At 50.7% G+C, this 15,529-nt stretch carries 13 protein-coding genes; 8 read left to right on the top strand and 5 right to left on the bottom strand.

What is annotated here, in order from left to right; translation table 11 throughout:
• Positions 1-47: 47 nt before the first annotated feature.
• The 3 genes from QZV31_RS03745 (at position 48) to QZV31_RS03755 (ending at position 4,960) form a co-directional block, all read left to right on the top strand.
• Positions 48-1,466 (top strand): alanine/glycine:cation symporter family protein, encoded by a 1,419-nt coding sequence (locus QZV31_RS03745; RefSeq protein WP_295358288.1) that lies wholly within the window; start codon positions 48-50, stop codon positions 1,464-1,466.
• Between the two features lie 206 nt (positions 1,467-1,672).
• Positions 1,673-4,303, top strand: coding sequence for a cation-translocating P-type ATPase (locus QZV31_RS03750; RefSeq protein ID WP_295358290.1), 2,631 nt, complete (start codon positions 1,673-1,675; stop codon positions 4,301-4,303).
• A gap of 120 nt (positions 4,304-4,423) precedes the next feature.
• Positions 4,424-4,960, top strand: coding sequence for a DUF6125 family protein (locus QZV31_RS03755; RefSeq protein WP_295358293.1), 537 nt, complete (start codon positions 4,424-4,426; stop codon positions 4,958-4,960).
• Between the two features lie 250 nt (positions 4,961-5,210).
• Here QZV31_RS03755 and QZV31_RS03760 read toward each other — a convergent pair whose 3' ends face one another.
• Together QZV31_RS03760 and QZV31_RS03765 are read right to left on the bottom strand one after the other, a co-directional pair.
• Complete coding sequence (locus QZV31_RS03760; RefSeq protein ID WP_295358296.1) at positions 5,211-6,482, bottom strand: hypothetical protein; 1,272 nt, start codon at positions 6,480-6,482, stop codon at positions 5,211-5,213.
• Between the two features lie 107 nt (positions 6,483-6,589).
• Positions 6,590-6,889 carry a hypothetical protein gene (locus QZV31_RS03765; RefSeq protein WP_295358299.1) on the bottom strand — a complete coding sequence of 100 codons (300 nt, stop codon included), beginning with the start codon at positions 6,887-6,889 and terminating at the stop codon, positions 6,590-6,592.
• A 365-nt stretch (positions 6,890-7,254) separates the two neighbouring features.
• On the opposite strand from QZV31_RS03765, the gene QZV31_RS03770 reads away from it, so the two are divergent.
• The 5 genes from QZV31_RS03770 to ade all read left to right on the top strand — a co-directional run bounded on the left by QZV31_RS03770 (position 7,255) and on the right by ade (position 12,264).
• Positions 7,255-8,658, top strand: coding sequence for a sensor domain-containing diguanylate cyclase (locus QZV31_RS03770; RefSeq protein ID WP_295358301.1), 1,404 nt, complete (start codon positions 7,255-7,257; stop codon positions 8,656-8,658).
• Positions 8,659-8,757: 99 nt separating this feature from the next.
• Entirely contained in the window at positions 8,758-9,606 is an 849-nt protein-coding gene (locus tag QZV31_RS03775; RefSeq protein WP_295358304.1) for a polysaccharide deacetylase family protein, read from the top strand.
• A 130-nt stretch (positions 9,607-9,736) separates the two neighbouring features.
• Positions 9,737-10,051 carry an HU family DNA-binding protein gene (locus tag QZV31_RS03780; protein WP_093730316.1) on the top strand — a complete coding sequence of 105 codons (315 nt, stop codon included), beginning with the start codon at positions 9,737-9,739 and terminating at the stop codon, positions 10,049-10,051.
• A gap of 157 nt (positions 10,052-10,208) precedes the next feature.
• Positions 10,209-10,511: a hypothetical protein gene (locus tag QZV31_RS03785; RefSeq protein ID WP_295358308.1), complete on the top strand. Its 303-nt coding sequence runs from the start codon at positions 10,209-10,211 to the stop codon at positions 10,509-10,511.
• A 19-nt stretch (positions 10,512-10,530) separates the two neighbouring features.
• Positions 10,531-12,264: an adenine deaminase gene (ade, locus tag QZV31_RS03790; protein ID WP_295358311.1), complete on the top strand. Its 1,734-nt coding sequence runs from the start codon at positions 10,531-10,533 to the stop codon at positions 12,262-12,264.
• Between the two features lie 193 nt (positions 12,265-12,457).
• On the opposite strand, the gene QZV31_RS03795 is transcribed toward ade, so the two are convergent.
• The 3 genes from QZV31_RS03795 to QZV31_RS03805 all read right to left on the bottom strand — a co-directional run bounded on the left by QZV31_RS03795 (position 12,458) and on the right by QZV31_RS03805 (position 15,404).
• Positions 12,458-13,627, bottom strand: a complete 1,170-nt coding sequence (locus QZV31_RS03795; protein WP_295358314.1) for a mechanosensitive ion channel family protein — start codon at positions 13,625-13,627, stop codon at positions 12,458-12,460.
• Between the two features lie 151 nt (positions 13,628-13,778).
• On the bottom strand, positions 13,779-14,537 hold the full coding sequence (locus QZV31_RS03800) for a TSUP family transporter (RefSeq protein WP_295358316.1): 759 nt from the start codon (positions 14,535-14,537) through the stop codon (positions 13,779-13,781).
• 153 nt (positions 14,538-14,690) lie between these two features.
• Complete coding sequence (locus tag QZV31_RS03805) at positions 14,691-15,404, bottom strand: amino acid racemase (protein ID WP_295358319.1); 714 nt, start codon at positions 15,402-15,404, stop codon at positions 14,691-14,693.
• Between the last annotated feature and the right edge of the window lie 125 nt (positions 15,405-15,529).

A 15,529-nucleotide genomic window follows, 5' to 3' on the forward strand; every position in this document is an offset into this window, starting at 1 on the left:
GGAAAAAAGGCTGCCGGCTCTTTGTTCTGTGAAGGGAGTTGCTTCTTATGGAAACGTTAAATGCTGCCATTAATCAGGTAAATACCATCCTCTGGTCCTATGTTCTGATCGTGCTTTTGATCGGTCTCGGACTGTATTTTACATTCCGCACCGGATTTGTCCAGATCAGGCTTGTAGGGGAAATGGTCCGCTTGCTGGCGGAAGGGATAGGGACGGAACGGATGGGGAACCAGATATCTTCCTTCCAGGCTTTCTGCGTCAGTACGGCCAGCCGCGTGGGCGTGGGCAATATCGCCGGCGTTGCCATTGCTATTGTGCTGGGCGGGGCGGGAGCCATCTTCTGGATGTGGATGGTTGCCATTGTAGGAAGTGCCACCGGTTTTGTGGAAAGCACCCTGGCCCAGATTTATAAACTGCCCAGAGGGAAGTGGACCTTTCACGGCGGTCCCGCATACTACATTCAGAATGTGCTGCACATGCCTAACCTGGCGAAGCTGTTTTCACTGCTGTTGATGACAACGTTTGCGCTGGTTTATAACTCCCTGCAGGCGAACACCATCACGCTGTCTCTGCAAACCGCCTTCGGCTGGGACCGCATGTTGGTCGGCGTAGTCGTTTCAGTCCTGATTGCCCTTGTGATTTGCGGCGGTGCCCACTTTGTGGCACGGGTCGCCGAAATGCTGGTGCCGGTGATGGCAGGTGCGTACCTGCTGCTGGCGTTCATTGTCATCTTACTGAATTTCGAAAAGATTCCCGAGGTTATTTATTTGATCGTCAGCAATGCCTTTGCTCCACAGGCTGCCGTAGCCGGCGGCTTCGGCGCCTGCGTCATGAACGGCGTCAAGCGGGGCCTGTTCTCCAATGAAGCCGGTGAAGGCTCCGTGCCCAACGCGGCGGCCACCGCTTTTGTGACCCATCCGGCCAAACAGGGCCTGATCCAGGCCTTCGGCGTTTACGTGGACACACTGTTGATCTGTTCCGCCTCCGCCGCCCTTGTGCTGTTGTCCGGCGCCTATGAAATCGGGGGCCAGATCACCGGTATCGAACTGATACAGCACAGCCTGTCAATAGAGGTGGGCAAATGGGCCATCTTATTTATCGGTATCATGATCATGATGTTTGCCTTCAGTTCCCTGGTGGGCAATTATTATTACGGCGAAATCAATCTGGCCTTCCTTACGGAAAGCAAAATAGCGTTGTATGTGTTCCGGGCAGCCGTGGTAGCCATGACCATGTTCGGGAGCATTGCATCCCTGCCGCTGGTGTGGAACCTGGCAGATTTGTTCATGGCTTTCCTGGCCGCCACCAACCTGTACGCCATCGCCCGCCTGTTCCCCTTTGCGAAGATTGCGCTGGACGACTACGAAAAACAGCGCGGAAAGGGCTTTGATCCGGATTTTGATCCGCATGTTCTGCCAAGCCTTGACGGCGTATACGCCTGGGGCATGGAAAAAGAAAAGGAATAATACGCCATATTGAAGTTCAGGGCAAAAAAATCCTCTGTTTAGTAAAGAGTAAAGCGAATCGCCGTAGATTTTTCTGCGGCTTTTTTGTTATAATTGCTTATAGATGAGACTGTGAATACAAATCGTTGTGTGATTCGTAATAAGGATGAGCGGTTTGCTTTTGAAAGAGCAGCCGGTTAAGTGGAAAGACGGGAGCGGCAAAGGAAATGAGCAATAAAGGATTAACCACTGCGGAAGCCCTGGAGAGGGCGAAGCAGGGAAAGAACGTACTTACCCAGGGAAAGAAGAAGAGTCTGTTTTCTGTGATCGCGGAGCAGTTTGCGTCGCCGTTGCTGCTTCTGCTGGTGGCTGCCTCGGTCATTTCCATCATGACCGGGGAAATCGTGGACGGCATCATTATTATTGTGGTGGTGCTGGCCAATGTTATCATCGGCACCGTGCAGGAACTTTCGGCGGAAAAATCGGTTGAGGCATTGCGGCGGATCAATGCGTCCACGGCGGTGGTGATCCGGGACGGTGTGGAGACGGAGATTCCGGCGGCGGATCTGGTGGTGGGCGATTACGTGATCCTGGAGGCGGGGCGCGTGGTGCCTGCGGATCTTGCGTTGGAGCAGACCAGTTCCCTGAAGGTAAATGAATCGGCGCTGACGGGGGAAAGCGTTGCGGTGGAGAAGGACTGCAGCGAAACCAGCGATGAGAAGACGCCCCTCGGCGACCGCAAGGATAAGGCTTTCATGTCCACCCTGGTGGAATACGGCCGCGGCGAGGGCGTGGTGGAAAAGATCGGCGACCATACCGAGATCGGCAAAATTTCGGGCATGCTGCATCAGATCGAGAAGCAGGAGACGCCGTTGCAGAAAAATCTGGACAGCATCTCCAAGGTGCTGGGCATCGCGGGCGTAGTCCTGTGTATTGTGATGTTTGCCTGCCAGATTTTTATTTACCGCACCCCTGTCATTGAAACCCTGATGATCTCCATCGCCTTTGCCGTGGCGGTCATTCCGGAAGGGCTGGCCACTGTGGTAACGCTAGTGCTTACAGCGGGTATTCAGGAGATGAGCAAGCGCAATGCCATCGTGAAGCAGATCCACGCGGTGGAAACCCTGGGCGCGGTGAATGTAATCTGTTCTGATAAGACGGGCACCCTGACCCAGAACCGGATGACGGTGGTGAAGTGGTATCTTGCAGGCGAGGCGTTGGAACCGGAAGAGCTGCCGACCGACAGCAAAGTCTTTGCCAGACTGCTGGAAGGTTTTCTCGCCTGTAACGATGCCAAGTATTCCGAAGAGACCGGTGAGGAAATCGGCGATCCTACGGAGACTGCGTTCATCAAGTACGCGAAGGATAAGAAGCTGGGCTATTACGACATCATGCGTGATATCACCCGGTTTGATGAGATTCCCTTTGATTCCGACCGGAAGATGATGACTACCCTGGACCGGGTGGAACGGAATGGTGAAATAAAAAATATTTCCTATACCAAGGGCGCCATTGATTCCGTTATCGTCCGGTGTGACCGCATCCTGGATGAGGACGGCATACGGGAGATCACCAACGAGGACGTGGTCCGTGCTACCCAGTCGGCGGACATCATGAGTTCCGAAGCGCTCCGGGTGCTGGCCCTGGCCTACCGGGAAGGGGATACGGTTCCTCAGGAAAAAGACATGATCTTCGTAGGGCTGGGCGCTATGATCGATCCGCCCAAGGAAGGCGTGAAGGAAACCGTGGACGAGTGTCATCACGCGGGCATCGACGTGGCCATGATCACGGGCGACCACAAGATCACGGCCTTTGCCATCGCCAAGGAGCTGGATATCGCCACGGATATTTCCCAGAGCATTTCCGGCGCGGAGATCGATGAGATGGATCCGGAAGAGTTCAAGAAGAATGTGCTGGATTACCGCGTCTTCGCGCGAGTGTCGCCGGAGAACAAGGTGCAGATTGTGCAGGCCTTCCAGTCTCACGGCAAAATCTGTTCCATGACCGGGGATGGCGTCAATGACGCGCCCTCCCTGAAAGCGGCGGACATCGGCGTGGCCATGGGCATCGGCGGCACGGAAGTGGCCAAGGATGCCGCAGAGATGATTCTGGTGGACGACAATTTCATCACCATTAAGAACGCGGTGATGGAAGGCCGCAACCTGTTTAATAATATTAAGAAATCAGTGGTGTATTTGCTGCGGTCCAATTTCGGCGAAGTGGTACTGATGGCGTCGGCGATCTTTGCGGGCCTGTCTTCGCCTCTTTCCACCATCCAGATTCTGTGGGTGAACCTGCTGACAGATACGGCACCGTCTCTGGCCCTGGGCATGGACGTGGGTTCGGACGCCGTCATGAATGAAAAGCCCAGAGACGTAAAGGCCGGCATCTTGAACCGGAGCGATTACCTGAACATCGTGATCCAGGGCCTGATCAGCGGCGGCGTGACGTTGCTGGCGTTCCTGCTTCCGGTGATCATGCAGTACGGGACGGGAAATATTCTGGCGAATTTAGAAGGAAACGAAGAACTCTTGAAACTGTGCCGGACCTACTGCTTCAGCACACTGGCCATCAACGAGATGCTGATGGCGTACGTCTGCAAGGTTAAAGGCAGTCTTGCTTTTACCACGAAAGAATCCTGGAACAACAAGGCACTGAACATCATCACGGTCGTGGGCGTTTTGCTGCAGATCGGCATCCTGGTGGTTCCGCCCATGCGTTCCCTGTTGAAGCTGGCAACCGTGGGAACGGTTGATATTGCGCTGATCCTGTTCATCGCAGTGGCCGGCGTCCTGATCAACGCGGCGATTACCCTGGCGAAAGAGCGGCTCGACATCAAACGGGAACGGAATCTGTAAGGGGATGGAGCGCAGCCCGGAATATTCGGGAATGGTAAGAACGATGTTGAAAGAAAAAAGATGTGGCAATCTGATGTGAAGGGGATATCATAGCTAACTATTTACAAGAAGGGAACAAAGATGAGCCATAATAAAGCGTTGGATAATCTGACACGGGAACAGCTGGTCGAGCTTTTGAAAATTTATGCCAAAAATTGGCTCGCGGCAGATGGTATCTGGTTTCAGTCCGTTGAAAAACGGTGGGGTATGGAAGAGGCCATGTACCACGATGTAGAAATCTGGAAAAAGTTTACGGTCGTGGAAGCCTTGAAACTGAAAAAGTTCTTACATCTGCCGGAACATGCCGGACTGGAGGGATTGGCGAAGGCGTTGTCACTCCGGTTTTATGCCAACATTAACGACGACGAGATCCGTATTGAAGGGAACACGCTGTTTTATCGCATGATTGATTGTCGCGTACAAACGGCAAGAAAACGAAAGGGTATGGAATTTCATCCCTGCAAAACAGTGGGGATAGTGGAATATGGAGAGTTTGCCCGGGCCATTGACGATCGCATCACTTGTGAGTGCGTCAGCTGTTTTCCGGACATTACGGATGAAACCTGCTGCTGCAGTTGGAAATTTACGCTGGAAGAGCAAGACGTGAAGACGAAATAGGATACGTCCGCCATCGGTCTCGGGGAAATAATATCCTGCGGTATTTTGGGCCTGCTGCTTTATAAAGTGTTGTTTCCGCATCGGAAAAACATCTTCAGAGTTCAATAACATAGCAGGTATAAACATAAATAAAATCAGCGCGGTCTGCATTTAGTTGCAAACCGCGCTTTGTGCGTTTTTAAATAAATTAGATGGCATTATTAAAACCTGTGCAACCTACATGGTACTACAAGCTACGGAGGTGTGTTGATCAATAATCGCCCTTCGTCCGTTTCAGTTCTTCAAAGTCCACACCAGGATCCAGCCATATGTTTTCCGTGGCGGCAAACTGATCCGGATCGTTTGTATTCTGGTACACATGATCCCACCGGATGTCCGCTTCCACTACATCCGGCCTGCCGTAACCGGGGGAAGCGGTATGGTAAGTGTTCACCTCCCGGATCATCTCGGAGTGCATGTTAGCCACCCGCTCATGGGTCGCGGCAGTATTGGCGTTCATCTCGTGCATGACGCCCGTAGTGTAATTGTGAGTATCCTGCAGAATCTGCTGCCGCCGATCCCAGGACGCCATTTCCTGCTGATGGATCGCCATAGCCGTCTGGTTCCGAAGGTTCTGCAGGTATTGAATCAGGGATTGCCGTATCCGGTCCAGGTCCGGGGCTTCCCGGATGCTTTCATTGATTTTTTGTATGATTGGAAGGGTACTTTCGTATTTTCCCTCGTCCGTCACTACGATAAATTCATACTGGGTTTCCCAGTAATGCTCGTCATTGGAAAACATCTGCCCCATAAGCTGGCCAAAAAATCCGCCGCCGGACATAGGCTGCTGTCCTTTGTGCAAATCGTTTACCCGGGTTTCCACTGAGACTGTCTTCCGCCGTTGGGTTTGGTCCAAAACAGAATAGAAAACCCGTTTCCACTCACTGGTAATCTGCTGAAATCCCTGTGACGCGTATTGGTTGTAGATGGTCCGCTGGCGGTTCAGTTCCGCGGCATCCGCTTCTTCGATTCGAATCTTTTGGCCGGAAAGGGGCTGCACGTCCCGCTGCACCAGATAATCGCAATACTGCTCCGCGTCAAACGGCGTGCCGATCCTCAGATAGGAGCCGAGCACGTCGATTTGTTTCATCAGGGGAATCCGGGACAGCTTTCTGTCTGTATAAATGTTCGTGCCTCGGTACACTATAAAAACCGAATGGTCGGGCGACTCGTACTCGGCCTGCACCACGAAAGGATTTCCCATATGATCCCCGTAATAATCATCCGGGGCCTGACGGCAACAGACAGACCAGCCCTGCGGCGCATAGCTCTGGATCGGGCAAAGTCCGCTGCAGTCATTTCCCTGCACAATGGGAATTCCCTGAACAGTTCCGGTTCCTTTGTAGGGATCCGCCTTTTTCCGGAATTTTTCCCGGCGGGGATGAATCAGGTACTCCGCGCCGCAATATCCGCACTGCACTACATTGCCTTGCCCATCCCAATGCAGTGCTGCTCCGCACTGCTGACATTTCAGATTGATCATGGGTTCCTCCCGTAATGATGATTATGCAATGAACCAAAATTACATGCTTTACACACAATGTTTTTTATATGCAAGTAATAACTGGCACATTCGGGAAACAAAATGATTCATCCCTCCCGATTGATAAAATCTTCATACTCTTTGCTGTCAAAATCCTGTTTAAATGCTATAATCTTATTCTCCGTTTTTCCCGAAATCTTCTGCTCAATCAGGGAAACGATTTCCTCCGGTGTTTCGGTGACAGTAATGCTGTCTTTAGAATCAAACCAGATTTCGGTTTGTGCATTACCGCGTGCAACCGCTTTTCTTTGCATAAATCTGATTTTGTCTGCACTGATATACACTTCCCGCTTCTTTGCGCTTTTACTTTTTTTGTCTTCCGGACACGTTAGTTTGATAAAGAGCATTTGGTTTCCTTCTTTCAGATCAGTGACTATCCTGTTATTTCATTCACTGCGTCTTCCACTGTACAGCAGGGCGTATTTTTTCCACGGCTATATTATACCACATCAGCGTCTCCTTTATAAGCTTTCAGAAGCATTTCCGGTTTTTCCCGGTTCGCACCGGAGAAGTTCTTACAGAACTCACTGGGTGACATACAGCATTGCATCATCATATTGAGTTGAATTTTCAATACTTAAGCTTTTAATTATAGATATATTTTACAAAGTGTGGTAAAATGTGTTGAGAAATAATCAGTAATCAACTGATACAGTATTCAGGCTGTGCAATACACTGCACATCAGGTTTTTAGCAGGAGAACAGAAAGATCATGAACATCATTGATTCACAAAATGCCCAGCGGTTCAATCTCAACGAACAGACACTGGAGACCATCCGTCAGTTCGGGGAGCATTTTCCCGGAGGATTTTTTATCTATAGGGAAGAAGGAAACAAAGAACTGTTATATGTCAACTCGGCACTGCTGAAGATTTTCGGCTGCCGTAACCTGGACGAATTTAAACAGCACACGGGTTTCGTTTATTCAGGAATGCTGCATCCCGATGTCCGGGAGAAGATCAATTCCGCAATCAAAACAAAATTTTCTGCCAGCAAATCGATTATCGGGCACATCATCTACCGCGTCCTTCGCAGGGACGGCGCCACCCGCTGGGTCGATACCTACGGGCATTACGCCGTGTCGGAAGAATACGGCGGTGTGTATTTTGTCTTTGCTACTGATATCACGGAACAAAAGCTGGCGTCGGAATCTTCCAAAGAGTTGAACCGTTCCGTCTTTGAAGCCCTGACCAGCAGCTATGACTCTGTCCTGCTGATCAAAGACCTGGATACGGAACGGATATCCCTTTTCCGTCACCCCAATACGGAAGATGATGTCACCCATATCCGGACCGCTCTCCGGCAGGCAAATTATACGGAAGCCACCAACCACTATATTGATACCATGGTCCTTCCGGAAGACCGGGAATGGTTCCGCAGGGAAACCGCCTTACCGAACGTAAAGAAAGCGCTGACGGAAAGTAAACATTTCGCCGTTACTTACCGGCGCATCTTAAACGGAGAGACCCGGTATTACCGGGTAGAATATATCCGGCTGAAATTAAAAGACGGCAAATCCGGCATCATCTACGCATTCAAAGATGTGGACGACGAAGTCCGCAACGAAAAGAAACTGAAGACGGATTTACAGGCAGCCATTCTGGCGCAGAAACAACAGGAAAAAGAATTTTATATTGTGCAGGACATGGCCCTGAAAGATTCGCTGACCGGCATTAAAAACAAACGTGCTTTTAAGCAGCGGGAAAACCAGCTGAATCAGGCAATTAAGAAGAAGGAACCGCTGCAGTTTGCAATTGTCGTCTGCGATGTCAACGACCTGAAAGTGATCAACGACACCCAGGGCCATCTGGCCGGGGATCAGTATATCAAAAACACCTGCTCATTCATCTGCCACGTGTTCCAGCACAGTCCGGTTTTCCGTTTTGGCGGAGATGAATTTGTGGTCATCCTTACCGGGAGCGATTTTGAAAACCGGGAACAGCTGATGCAGGAGCTGGATCAAAACAACCGGAAGAACCTGCTCACGGGAGAACTGGTCGTCGCCAACGGGTTAGCGGAATTTGATCCGTCGCAGGATACCTGCACTAATGATGTGCTGCAGCGGGCCGACAATTCCATGTACGAAAACAAGATGCAGCTGAAAGGCATGCGCTGACCGAACCCACTTGATTAACTACATATAGTGAGAAAAATTGTCCAGTTGTTTGCAAACTGCAAGCAACTGGACAACCAATTCCTGCGGAGGTAACAACCTATGAACTCAGGCAAAACGATGCTGAAAATAACACGGTGTTTGTATTGCATGCTTTTGTGTTTCCTCTTCTTTTTTACGATGCCGCTGGCAGAAGCCGCCAAAGCATCGACAGAGACCCGCGCTGCCTTTCCGGCGGTTTTGATGTATCACGATATCAAGACCCGGCCGCTGAACAACTTTGATGTTACCAGAGAAGATTTTTGCGCCCAGCTGGACTGGCTCAAACAAAAGGGATACAGGACGCTGTCCATGGAAGAGTTCATAGACGGCATGTCGAAACAGTCGTTTCCCAAAAAGAGCGTTCTGATCACTTTCGATGACGGGTATGAGGGCATTTATCTTCTGGCGGCGCCGGAACTCAGAAAACGGAATATGCACGCTACGTTCTTTATTTTCCCGAAAGCGATCGACACCGCTCTCAAAGGGTATCCCTACGTGACTTTGAAAGAACTGAAGGAACTGGCGGCCGATCCGCTTTTTTCCATTGGGTCGCATACGATGTCGCATCCATACCTGACGCAGATCAGCCCACAGGAAAAGAAGAAAGAAATATCGGATTCAAAAGCGTATCTGGAAAAACTGACAGGCAAACCGGTTACGGCGCTGGCCTATCCCTATGGAGACTATGACGCTTCGGTGATTGCTGAACTGAAAGAAGCGGGCTATAAGGCCGGTTTTGCCGTGAATGACCGCGGGACGGCAAACGAACCGGCACGGTACAGTATTCCCCGGATTTATATGGGAATGGTGCTGGGCGAGAACCGGCAGAAACTGTTCAAACAATATGTGCGGGAATACAAAAAGATGCCGGAAGAGGCATTTGCAGAACGGTTTGGTGACTTTTTTTAAAAAAATATCAGATTTTTTCGGGTTTTTCGCATTTTACCCCTTGCAAACTATGATAAATACTGATATTATATTTGTGAACCCAGTGTTTATGTACTCTCACAAAAAAATTTTTACAAAAGGAGCGTTCATCATGAACAAAAAAGAACTCGTAGCAGCCGTTGCCGCAAAAACCGAAATGACCCAGGTAAGCGTAGAAAAAGCCCTGAAAGCCATCATTGAAGCAACCGTTGCCGAAGTTGCCAAGAAAGGTAAAGTACAGTTGATCGGCTTTGGTACCTTCGAAGCCCGTGAACGTGCTGCCCGCACCGGCAAAAACCCGCAGAATGGCAAACCGATCAAGATTGCCGCTGCTACCGTTCCTGCATTCAAAGCAGGCAAAGCCTTTAAAGAAGCTGTCAATGCAAAACCGGCCAAAAAGAAAGCCGCAAAAAAAGGTAAAAAATAATTCATGATAACCGGCCCGCCGCAGAGATGTGGCGGGCTTTTTTGCTGACAGGGAAAACGGCCGGCAGTTTTCAAACTCGGATAATTTTGGTATAATTATAATAAGTTAACTGCACCGACGAATTCAAGAAGAAGCGTTGTCAGAAAAGAGGGATAACATGAAATACGTAGAAATTAAAGCTGTCGAAGTAAACAACATCAGCCCTGACCGGTTGGAGGACTCGGTCCTCCTTGCGGTAGACGAAACCAAAACAAAAGTGGAAGAGGTTCCTTCCGTATTGCGTAAAATCATCAAAAAGAAATATAACGTCAGGGAATTCGGCGAGGAATTCAAAAAAGATCAGATCCTGTTCGGCAAGGAAATGGATGAGATCGATGAAAATCTCCTGAACGAATACGGTTTATACACCGTTACCATCCAGGAAATCAAAGTCAATTGGGACGACGGTATGACGCTCTGATACGGGAGGAAACAGTCACATGGATTTTTGGCGGGCAAGCAGCCTGGAAGATCAGATTGACGTAGCGGCAGGCCGGCAGGAGGCCGACCTTGTGTTAAAAGGGGGGCACGTGTTCAACGTGTTCCTGAAAACCTGGGAAGATGCGGATATTGCTATCAGCGGCAGTAAGATTGTCGGCATCGGTAACTACACGGGCAAACATATTCTTGATGTGACCGGCCTGTATCTTACGCCGGGGCTGATGGACGCCCATGTGCATTTTGAAAGTTCCATGCTTTCCCCCCGGGAAATGGTGAAGGTGCTGCTGCTGAACGGTGTAACCGGCGCGATTGCGGATCCCCACGAAATTACCAATGTGCTGGGGGAAAAGGGCTTCCGGTTTATGCTGGAAGAGACGGAAGGCATTCCGTTTTCCGCGTACCTGATGGTTCCTTCCTGTGTTCCGGCGACGGACATGGACACTTCCGGCGCCCGGATCACCCCGGAAAATATGGAACGGCTGCGCAATCTGAGTCCCCGTGTGCTGGGACTGGCGGAAATGATGAACTTCCCCGGCATTTTGTCCAAGCTGCCGGGGGAAATGGATAAGCTGAAGCTGTTCTACAAGCAGAAGATGGACGGACATGCGCCGGGCATTTCCGGCAAAGATCTGAATGCCTATGTTGCTTCCGGGATTACGACGGAACATGAATGTGTAACGCCTGCGGAAGCGCTGGAGAAGATTAAACGGGGCATGTATGTGTTTCTGCGGGAAGGCAGCGCGGCCCATAATCTGGTGGATTTGCTTCCGGTGCTGGACAAAGCGGATAACCGGCGGCTTTGCCTGTGTACCGATGACCGGCACGCGGACGATTTGATTGAGCAGGGCAGCATCAACTATCTGATAGATATCGGTATGTCTCTCGGTTATGAAGCGGAAGACCTGATTCCCATGGCGACGCTGAACGTTGCCGAGTGCTACGGACTGCAACAGGTCGGCGCGCTGGCGCCGGGTTATCAGGCGGATATCGTGGCCTTTAAGGGACTTCGGCCCTTCCAACCGATCCACGTGGTAAAGGGCGGCGCGCTGGTAGTAAAGAACCGCAGACTGTTGTGGAAGAGCAAGCCGGTGCTGAAGATGCCGGGCCAGTCCATGAACATGCCTGCGGTGACGAAAGAAGATTTGAGAATTCCCGCGAAGCCCGGTAAACGGATACGCGTAATCGGCATCAGCCAGACCCAGCTGCTGACTACCAAGCTGCACATGGAGCCTGCGATTCGGAACGGGGAGACTGTCAGCGATACAGAACGGGATATTCTGAAGATGGCAGTGTTCGAACGCCATCACAACACAGGGAATGTGGGCCTGGGCTTTGTCTACGGATTTGGGTTGAAACGGGGCGCTATTGCTACAACGGTAGGGCACGATTCCCACAATTTATCTGTAGTAGGCACCAACGATGAGGATATGGTGGTGGCTGTAAACCGGCTGCGGGAAATCGGCGGCGGTCTGATCATCGTCAGCGAAGGGGAAGTGCGGGCGACTGTGCCGCTGGCCATTGCCGGACTGATGAGCGACCGGGATGCGGTGGTTGTAAATTCCCAGATCAGCCAGCTGGAGTTCTGGGTAAAGGAACTGGGCATACCGGAAGAATTCAGTACCTTTATGATCCTGGCGTTCCTTTCCCTGCCTGTCATTCCGGAGCTGCGGCTGACAGACCGGGGCCTGGTGGACGTGGTTCGCTTTGAACATGTGGATCTGTGGTGTGAGTAATAAAAAATGCGCGCCGGAATTGCTGCCTGCTTCCGGCGCGTAATTATTTTCTCACAAAAAATGAGAAAACCGCCGATTGACGGTCGGCGGTTTTCAAACCTATTGATTTAGGGGAAGCCGACGTCCCACATCGGCTATCTCTACTTGTATTATAGCACAAATTTTAAAATTTACAATGCAATCAGTGTAAAATTCATTTTTCCGTAGCATTATCCTTAACAGCTTCCGGTATCGGCGTTTCAAAGTAGATGCTGCGGCTGGGGAAGGCGCAGCTTACTCCGTTCTCTTCCAGAATTCTCATGACCTTCAGATTAAACCGTTCCCGAATTTTATGATACATGGAATTCTTAAGAGCATAGTTTTGCGTGTTCTCAGGTACTTTGGCGTAACAGACGATGCGAATGTTCAGGGAGCTGTCGCCGAACTCGAAGAAATTAACATCAAATCCTTCACTGTAAATGTCATCCATCTGCTCACACAGCTGCCGGATCTGCTGACAGACATTCTGCAGTTGCTCCCGGGTGGTACTGTAGGTGACGCCCAGCAGGAACTGGATGCGATACTTCTGCCGCTGGGTATAGTTGATGATGGGCGTGTTGCTCAGGAGATTGTTGGGCACATACACCAGTTCCTGATAAAACGTCCGGATGCAGGTGCTGCGGAACGAAACTTTTTCCACGATGCCTTCCACATTGTTGGCGGAAATCCAGTCGCCGACCACAAAGGGACGCTCCGTGATGATGATAATGCTGCCGAAAACGTTAGCCAGGGAATCCTTGGCGGCAAAGGCGATGGCCATGGCGCCAATACCCAGAGAGGCAATGAATGCGGTGATGTCGTAGTCCCATTCCTTGGCTACCATGACAACGCCCAGCATGATGCACAGCATATGTGCCAGAGCGGAAATCAGCTCGCCGATGGTTTCGTCAATGTGCTGGTTGGAACGCTTCAGCAGCTGCATGATGAGTCCGTGCCCTGCGTCGCACAGATTGTACACGCCTCCGATGAGGCAGATGATCAGGCTGCTGCGCAGGATCTTATCAAACGCAGGATGCTGGGAAAACGGACTCAGGGGGCTGAGGACGATGAAGGAATAAAAAGCCAGAATCCACAAAAAAGCCTGGATGGGATGGTTAAAGGCCTTCGCGAAGCTGTCGATATAATCATAATGGTACCGCTCTTTTAAATGCGTTGTCAGCTTCAAGATGAATGAACGGTAACAGATGCGGAACACCAAAATCGAAGCGCAGGTCAGGATGGACATTTTCCACAGAGGCCATTGAACGGCCCAGAACTCCGGCGTCAGCAAGGCCGAAGCAGCAGAAGAAACGGACGTAAAAACGGAATTAAAAAATGCAGACATGGGAACCCCTCTTTAATGATAATAAGAGAATCGAATTACGGAAACAAGGAGTATCCGTAAGTGAATAATTCATAAAAAAAGTTAGAAGAAGCAGGAAAACGGAGACGAATCTACTCGGTATCCGGTTTTTTAGTTTTGTTTGTTACTACTTCTACTTCGTTACAATTTTAATAAACAGCAGCGCCAGCACCACAATGATCAGCGGCTTGACGATTTTGTTTGCCTTGGTCAGTACCATGCCGGCCCCGATGTACGCACCGATGAAATTGCAAACGGCGCCTGCCAGGCCTAACTGGTAATCAACATTGCTGCTGAGGATGAAAGTGATCAGCGCGGCGATGTTGGAGGTCAGGTTGGCGGCTTTGGTCAGTCCGGCGGCATTGCGAACATCCAGCATGGCCCAGCCCGTTAAGGCCAGCAGTAAAAACGTGCCTGCCCCGGGGCCGTAAAAGCCGTCGTACCCGCCGATGAAAAATGCAATGACAGCAATCCGCAGCGGCGTTTTGCCGTCCGTCTTGTCTACGTAAGAGTTGGGATCCTGGCTCAGTCCCTTGTTGCGCATAACGTAAAACGCCGCGATGGGAAGCACGATGATCAGCAACTTGTTGAAAATCTCATCGCTGATGAGCAGCGTCAGCCTTGACCCGATGGATGAACCGATAAAGGCGCCGGCGATACAGATCAGGGCCGGCCGCAGTTTGATAAATCCGTTGATGGCCAGGCGCGCGGTGGAAACGCTGGTGCCGATGGCCGAACTGAATTTGTTGGTGCCCAGCGCCAGGTGGGGAGGCAGGCCTGCCAGCAGATAAGCGGGCAGGGTGATGAGGCCGCCGCCTCCGGCAATGGAATCCACGAAGCCGCCCAGAAACAACAGCGGGCAGATGATTAAATATTGTGTGTAAGCGTCCATGATCCTTCCTAAAGGAGACACTGATTCCTCAGCGTTTCCTTAACACATTGCAAAAGCACTGCGTGAGTGCCGATTCTTTCAAACCGTGTTTCACAGCGCTTTCTTCTACAAAAAACTTGCAAATCTGCAAAAATTTTGCAAAACTACAGGCGCTCAGCCTTTGCGGGGCAGACTGCTGATGACTTCGCCGCCAGCCCAAGCTACTGCTTTTTCCGCCAGTACTTCCGTTGCGTCTACGAAGCAGCCCTGCAGCTTGTACATCTGTACTGCCACCGGCACTTCGGTACAGCCTAAGATGAAAGCTTCCACGCCGCGCTGTTCCATGGCGCGCAGCACATTCTGGGCAGGTGTGGCGTCGTAATTATAATTGGTAGCTTTTACGCCTTCGTAGATCATTTCGTGGATGATTTCCTGTTCCGCATCTTCCGGGTGGAGCAGGGTCATGCCCAGCTTGTCAAATTCTTTTTTGTAAATGCCGGAGGCGCAGGTTCCTGCGGAGGCCAAAAGCCCCAGTGTGTGATACCCTTCCTCCTCGCAGAATTTTGCCGTCTCTTCAATCATATTAATGAAAGGCGTCTTTACCTGTTTCTGCACTTCCGGCAGAAAATAATGAGCCGTGTTGCAGCCGATGATGATCACATCAGCCCCCATGGCGGTAAGGAGTTTGGCCGATTTTACCATTTCCGGAACCGGGCTGGGACCTTTGCCGAAGATGCACTCGGACCGGTCCGGCACATTGGTGTTGTTATCGATGACCGTGTGGATATGTTCCTGGTCTTTGATGGCTTTGGTGGCCACAATGACTTTCTGCATTAAATCTACGGTTGCCATGGGGCCCATGCCCCCCATAATGCCGATGTTTTTCATGTCTGTCTCCATTCTGCCCCGCAAGGGACGACGCAACTGATATTCGTTTTACGGAAAGAATTATAACACAAAACGTGATAAAAAGTAAAAAAACAAAAGCGGTTGTTGTGATATAATTGAAAAGA

This window comes from uncultured Succiniclasticum sp. (assembly GCF_902793885.1).
In the GTDB taxonomy this organism is placed as follows: domain Bacteria; phylum Bacillota; class Negativicutes; order Acidaminococcales; family Acidaminococcaceae; genus Succiniclasticum.

Coding starts and splice junctions, on each gene's coding strand:
- QZV31_RS03745 (WP_295358288.1), top strand. CDS start 48: ATGGAAACGTTAAATGCTGCCATTAATCAGGTAAATACCATCCTCTGG.
- QZV31_RS03750 (WP_295358290.1), top strand. CDS start 1,673: ATGAGCAATAAAGGATTAACCACTGCGGAAGCCCTGGAGAGGGCGAAG.
- QZV31_RS03755 (WP_295358293.1), top strand. CDS start 4,424: ATGAGCCATAATAAAGCGTTGGATAATCTGACACGGGAACAGCTGGTC.
- QZV31_RS03760 (WP_295358296.1), bottom strand. CDS start 6,482: ATGATCAATCTGAAATGTCAGCAGTGCGGAGCAGCACTGCATTGGGAT.
- QZV31_RS03765 (WP_295358299.1), bottom strand. CDS start 6,889: ATGCTCTTTATCAAACTAACGTGTCCGGAAGACAAAAAAAGTAAAAGC.
- QZV31_RS03770 (WP_295358301.1), top strand. CDS start 7,255: ATGAACATCATTGATTCACAAAATGCCCAGCGGTTCAATCTCAACGAA.
- QZV31_RS03775 (WP_295358304.1), top strand. CDS start 8,758: ATGAACTCAGGCAAAACGATGCTGAAAATAACACGGTGTTTGTATTGC.
- QZV31_RS03780 (WP_093730316.1), top strand. CDS start 9,737: ATGAACAAAAAAGAACTCGTAGCAGCCGTTGCCGCAAAAACCGAAATG.
- QZV31_RS03785 (WP_295358308.1), top strand. CDS start 10,209: ATGAAATACGTAGAAATTAAAGCTGTCGAAGTAAACAACATCAGCCCT.
- ade (WP_295358311.1), top strand. CDS start 10,531: ATGGATTTTTGGCGGGCAAGCAGCCTGGAAGATCAGATTGACGTAGCG.
- QZV31_RS03795 (WP_295358314.1), bottom strand. CDS start 13,627: ATGTCTGCATTTTTTAATTCCGTTTTTACGTCCGTTTCTTCTGCTGCT.
- QZV31_RS03800 (WP_295358316.1), bottom strand. CDS start 14,537: ATGGACGCTTACACACAATATTTAATCATCTGCCCGCTGTTGTTTCTG.
- QZV31_RS03805 (WP_295358319.1), bottom strand. CDS start 15,404: ATGAAAAACATCGGCATTATGGGGGGCATGGGCCCCATGGCAACCGTA.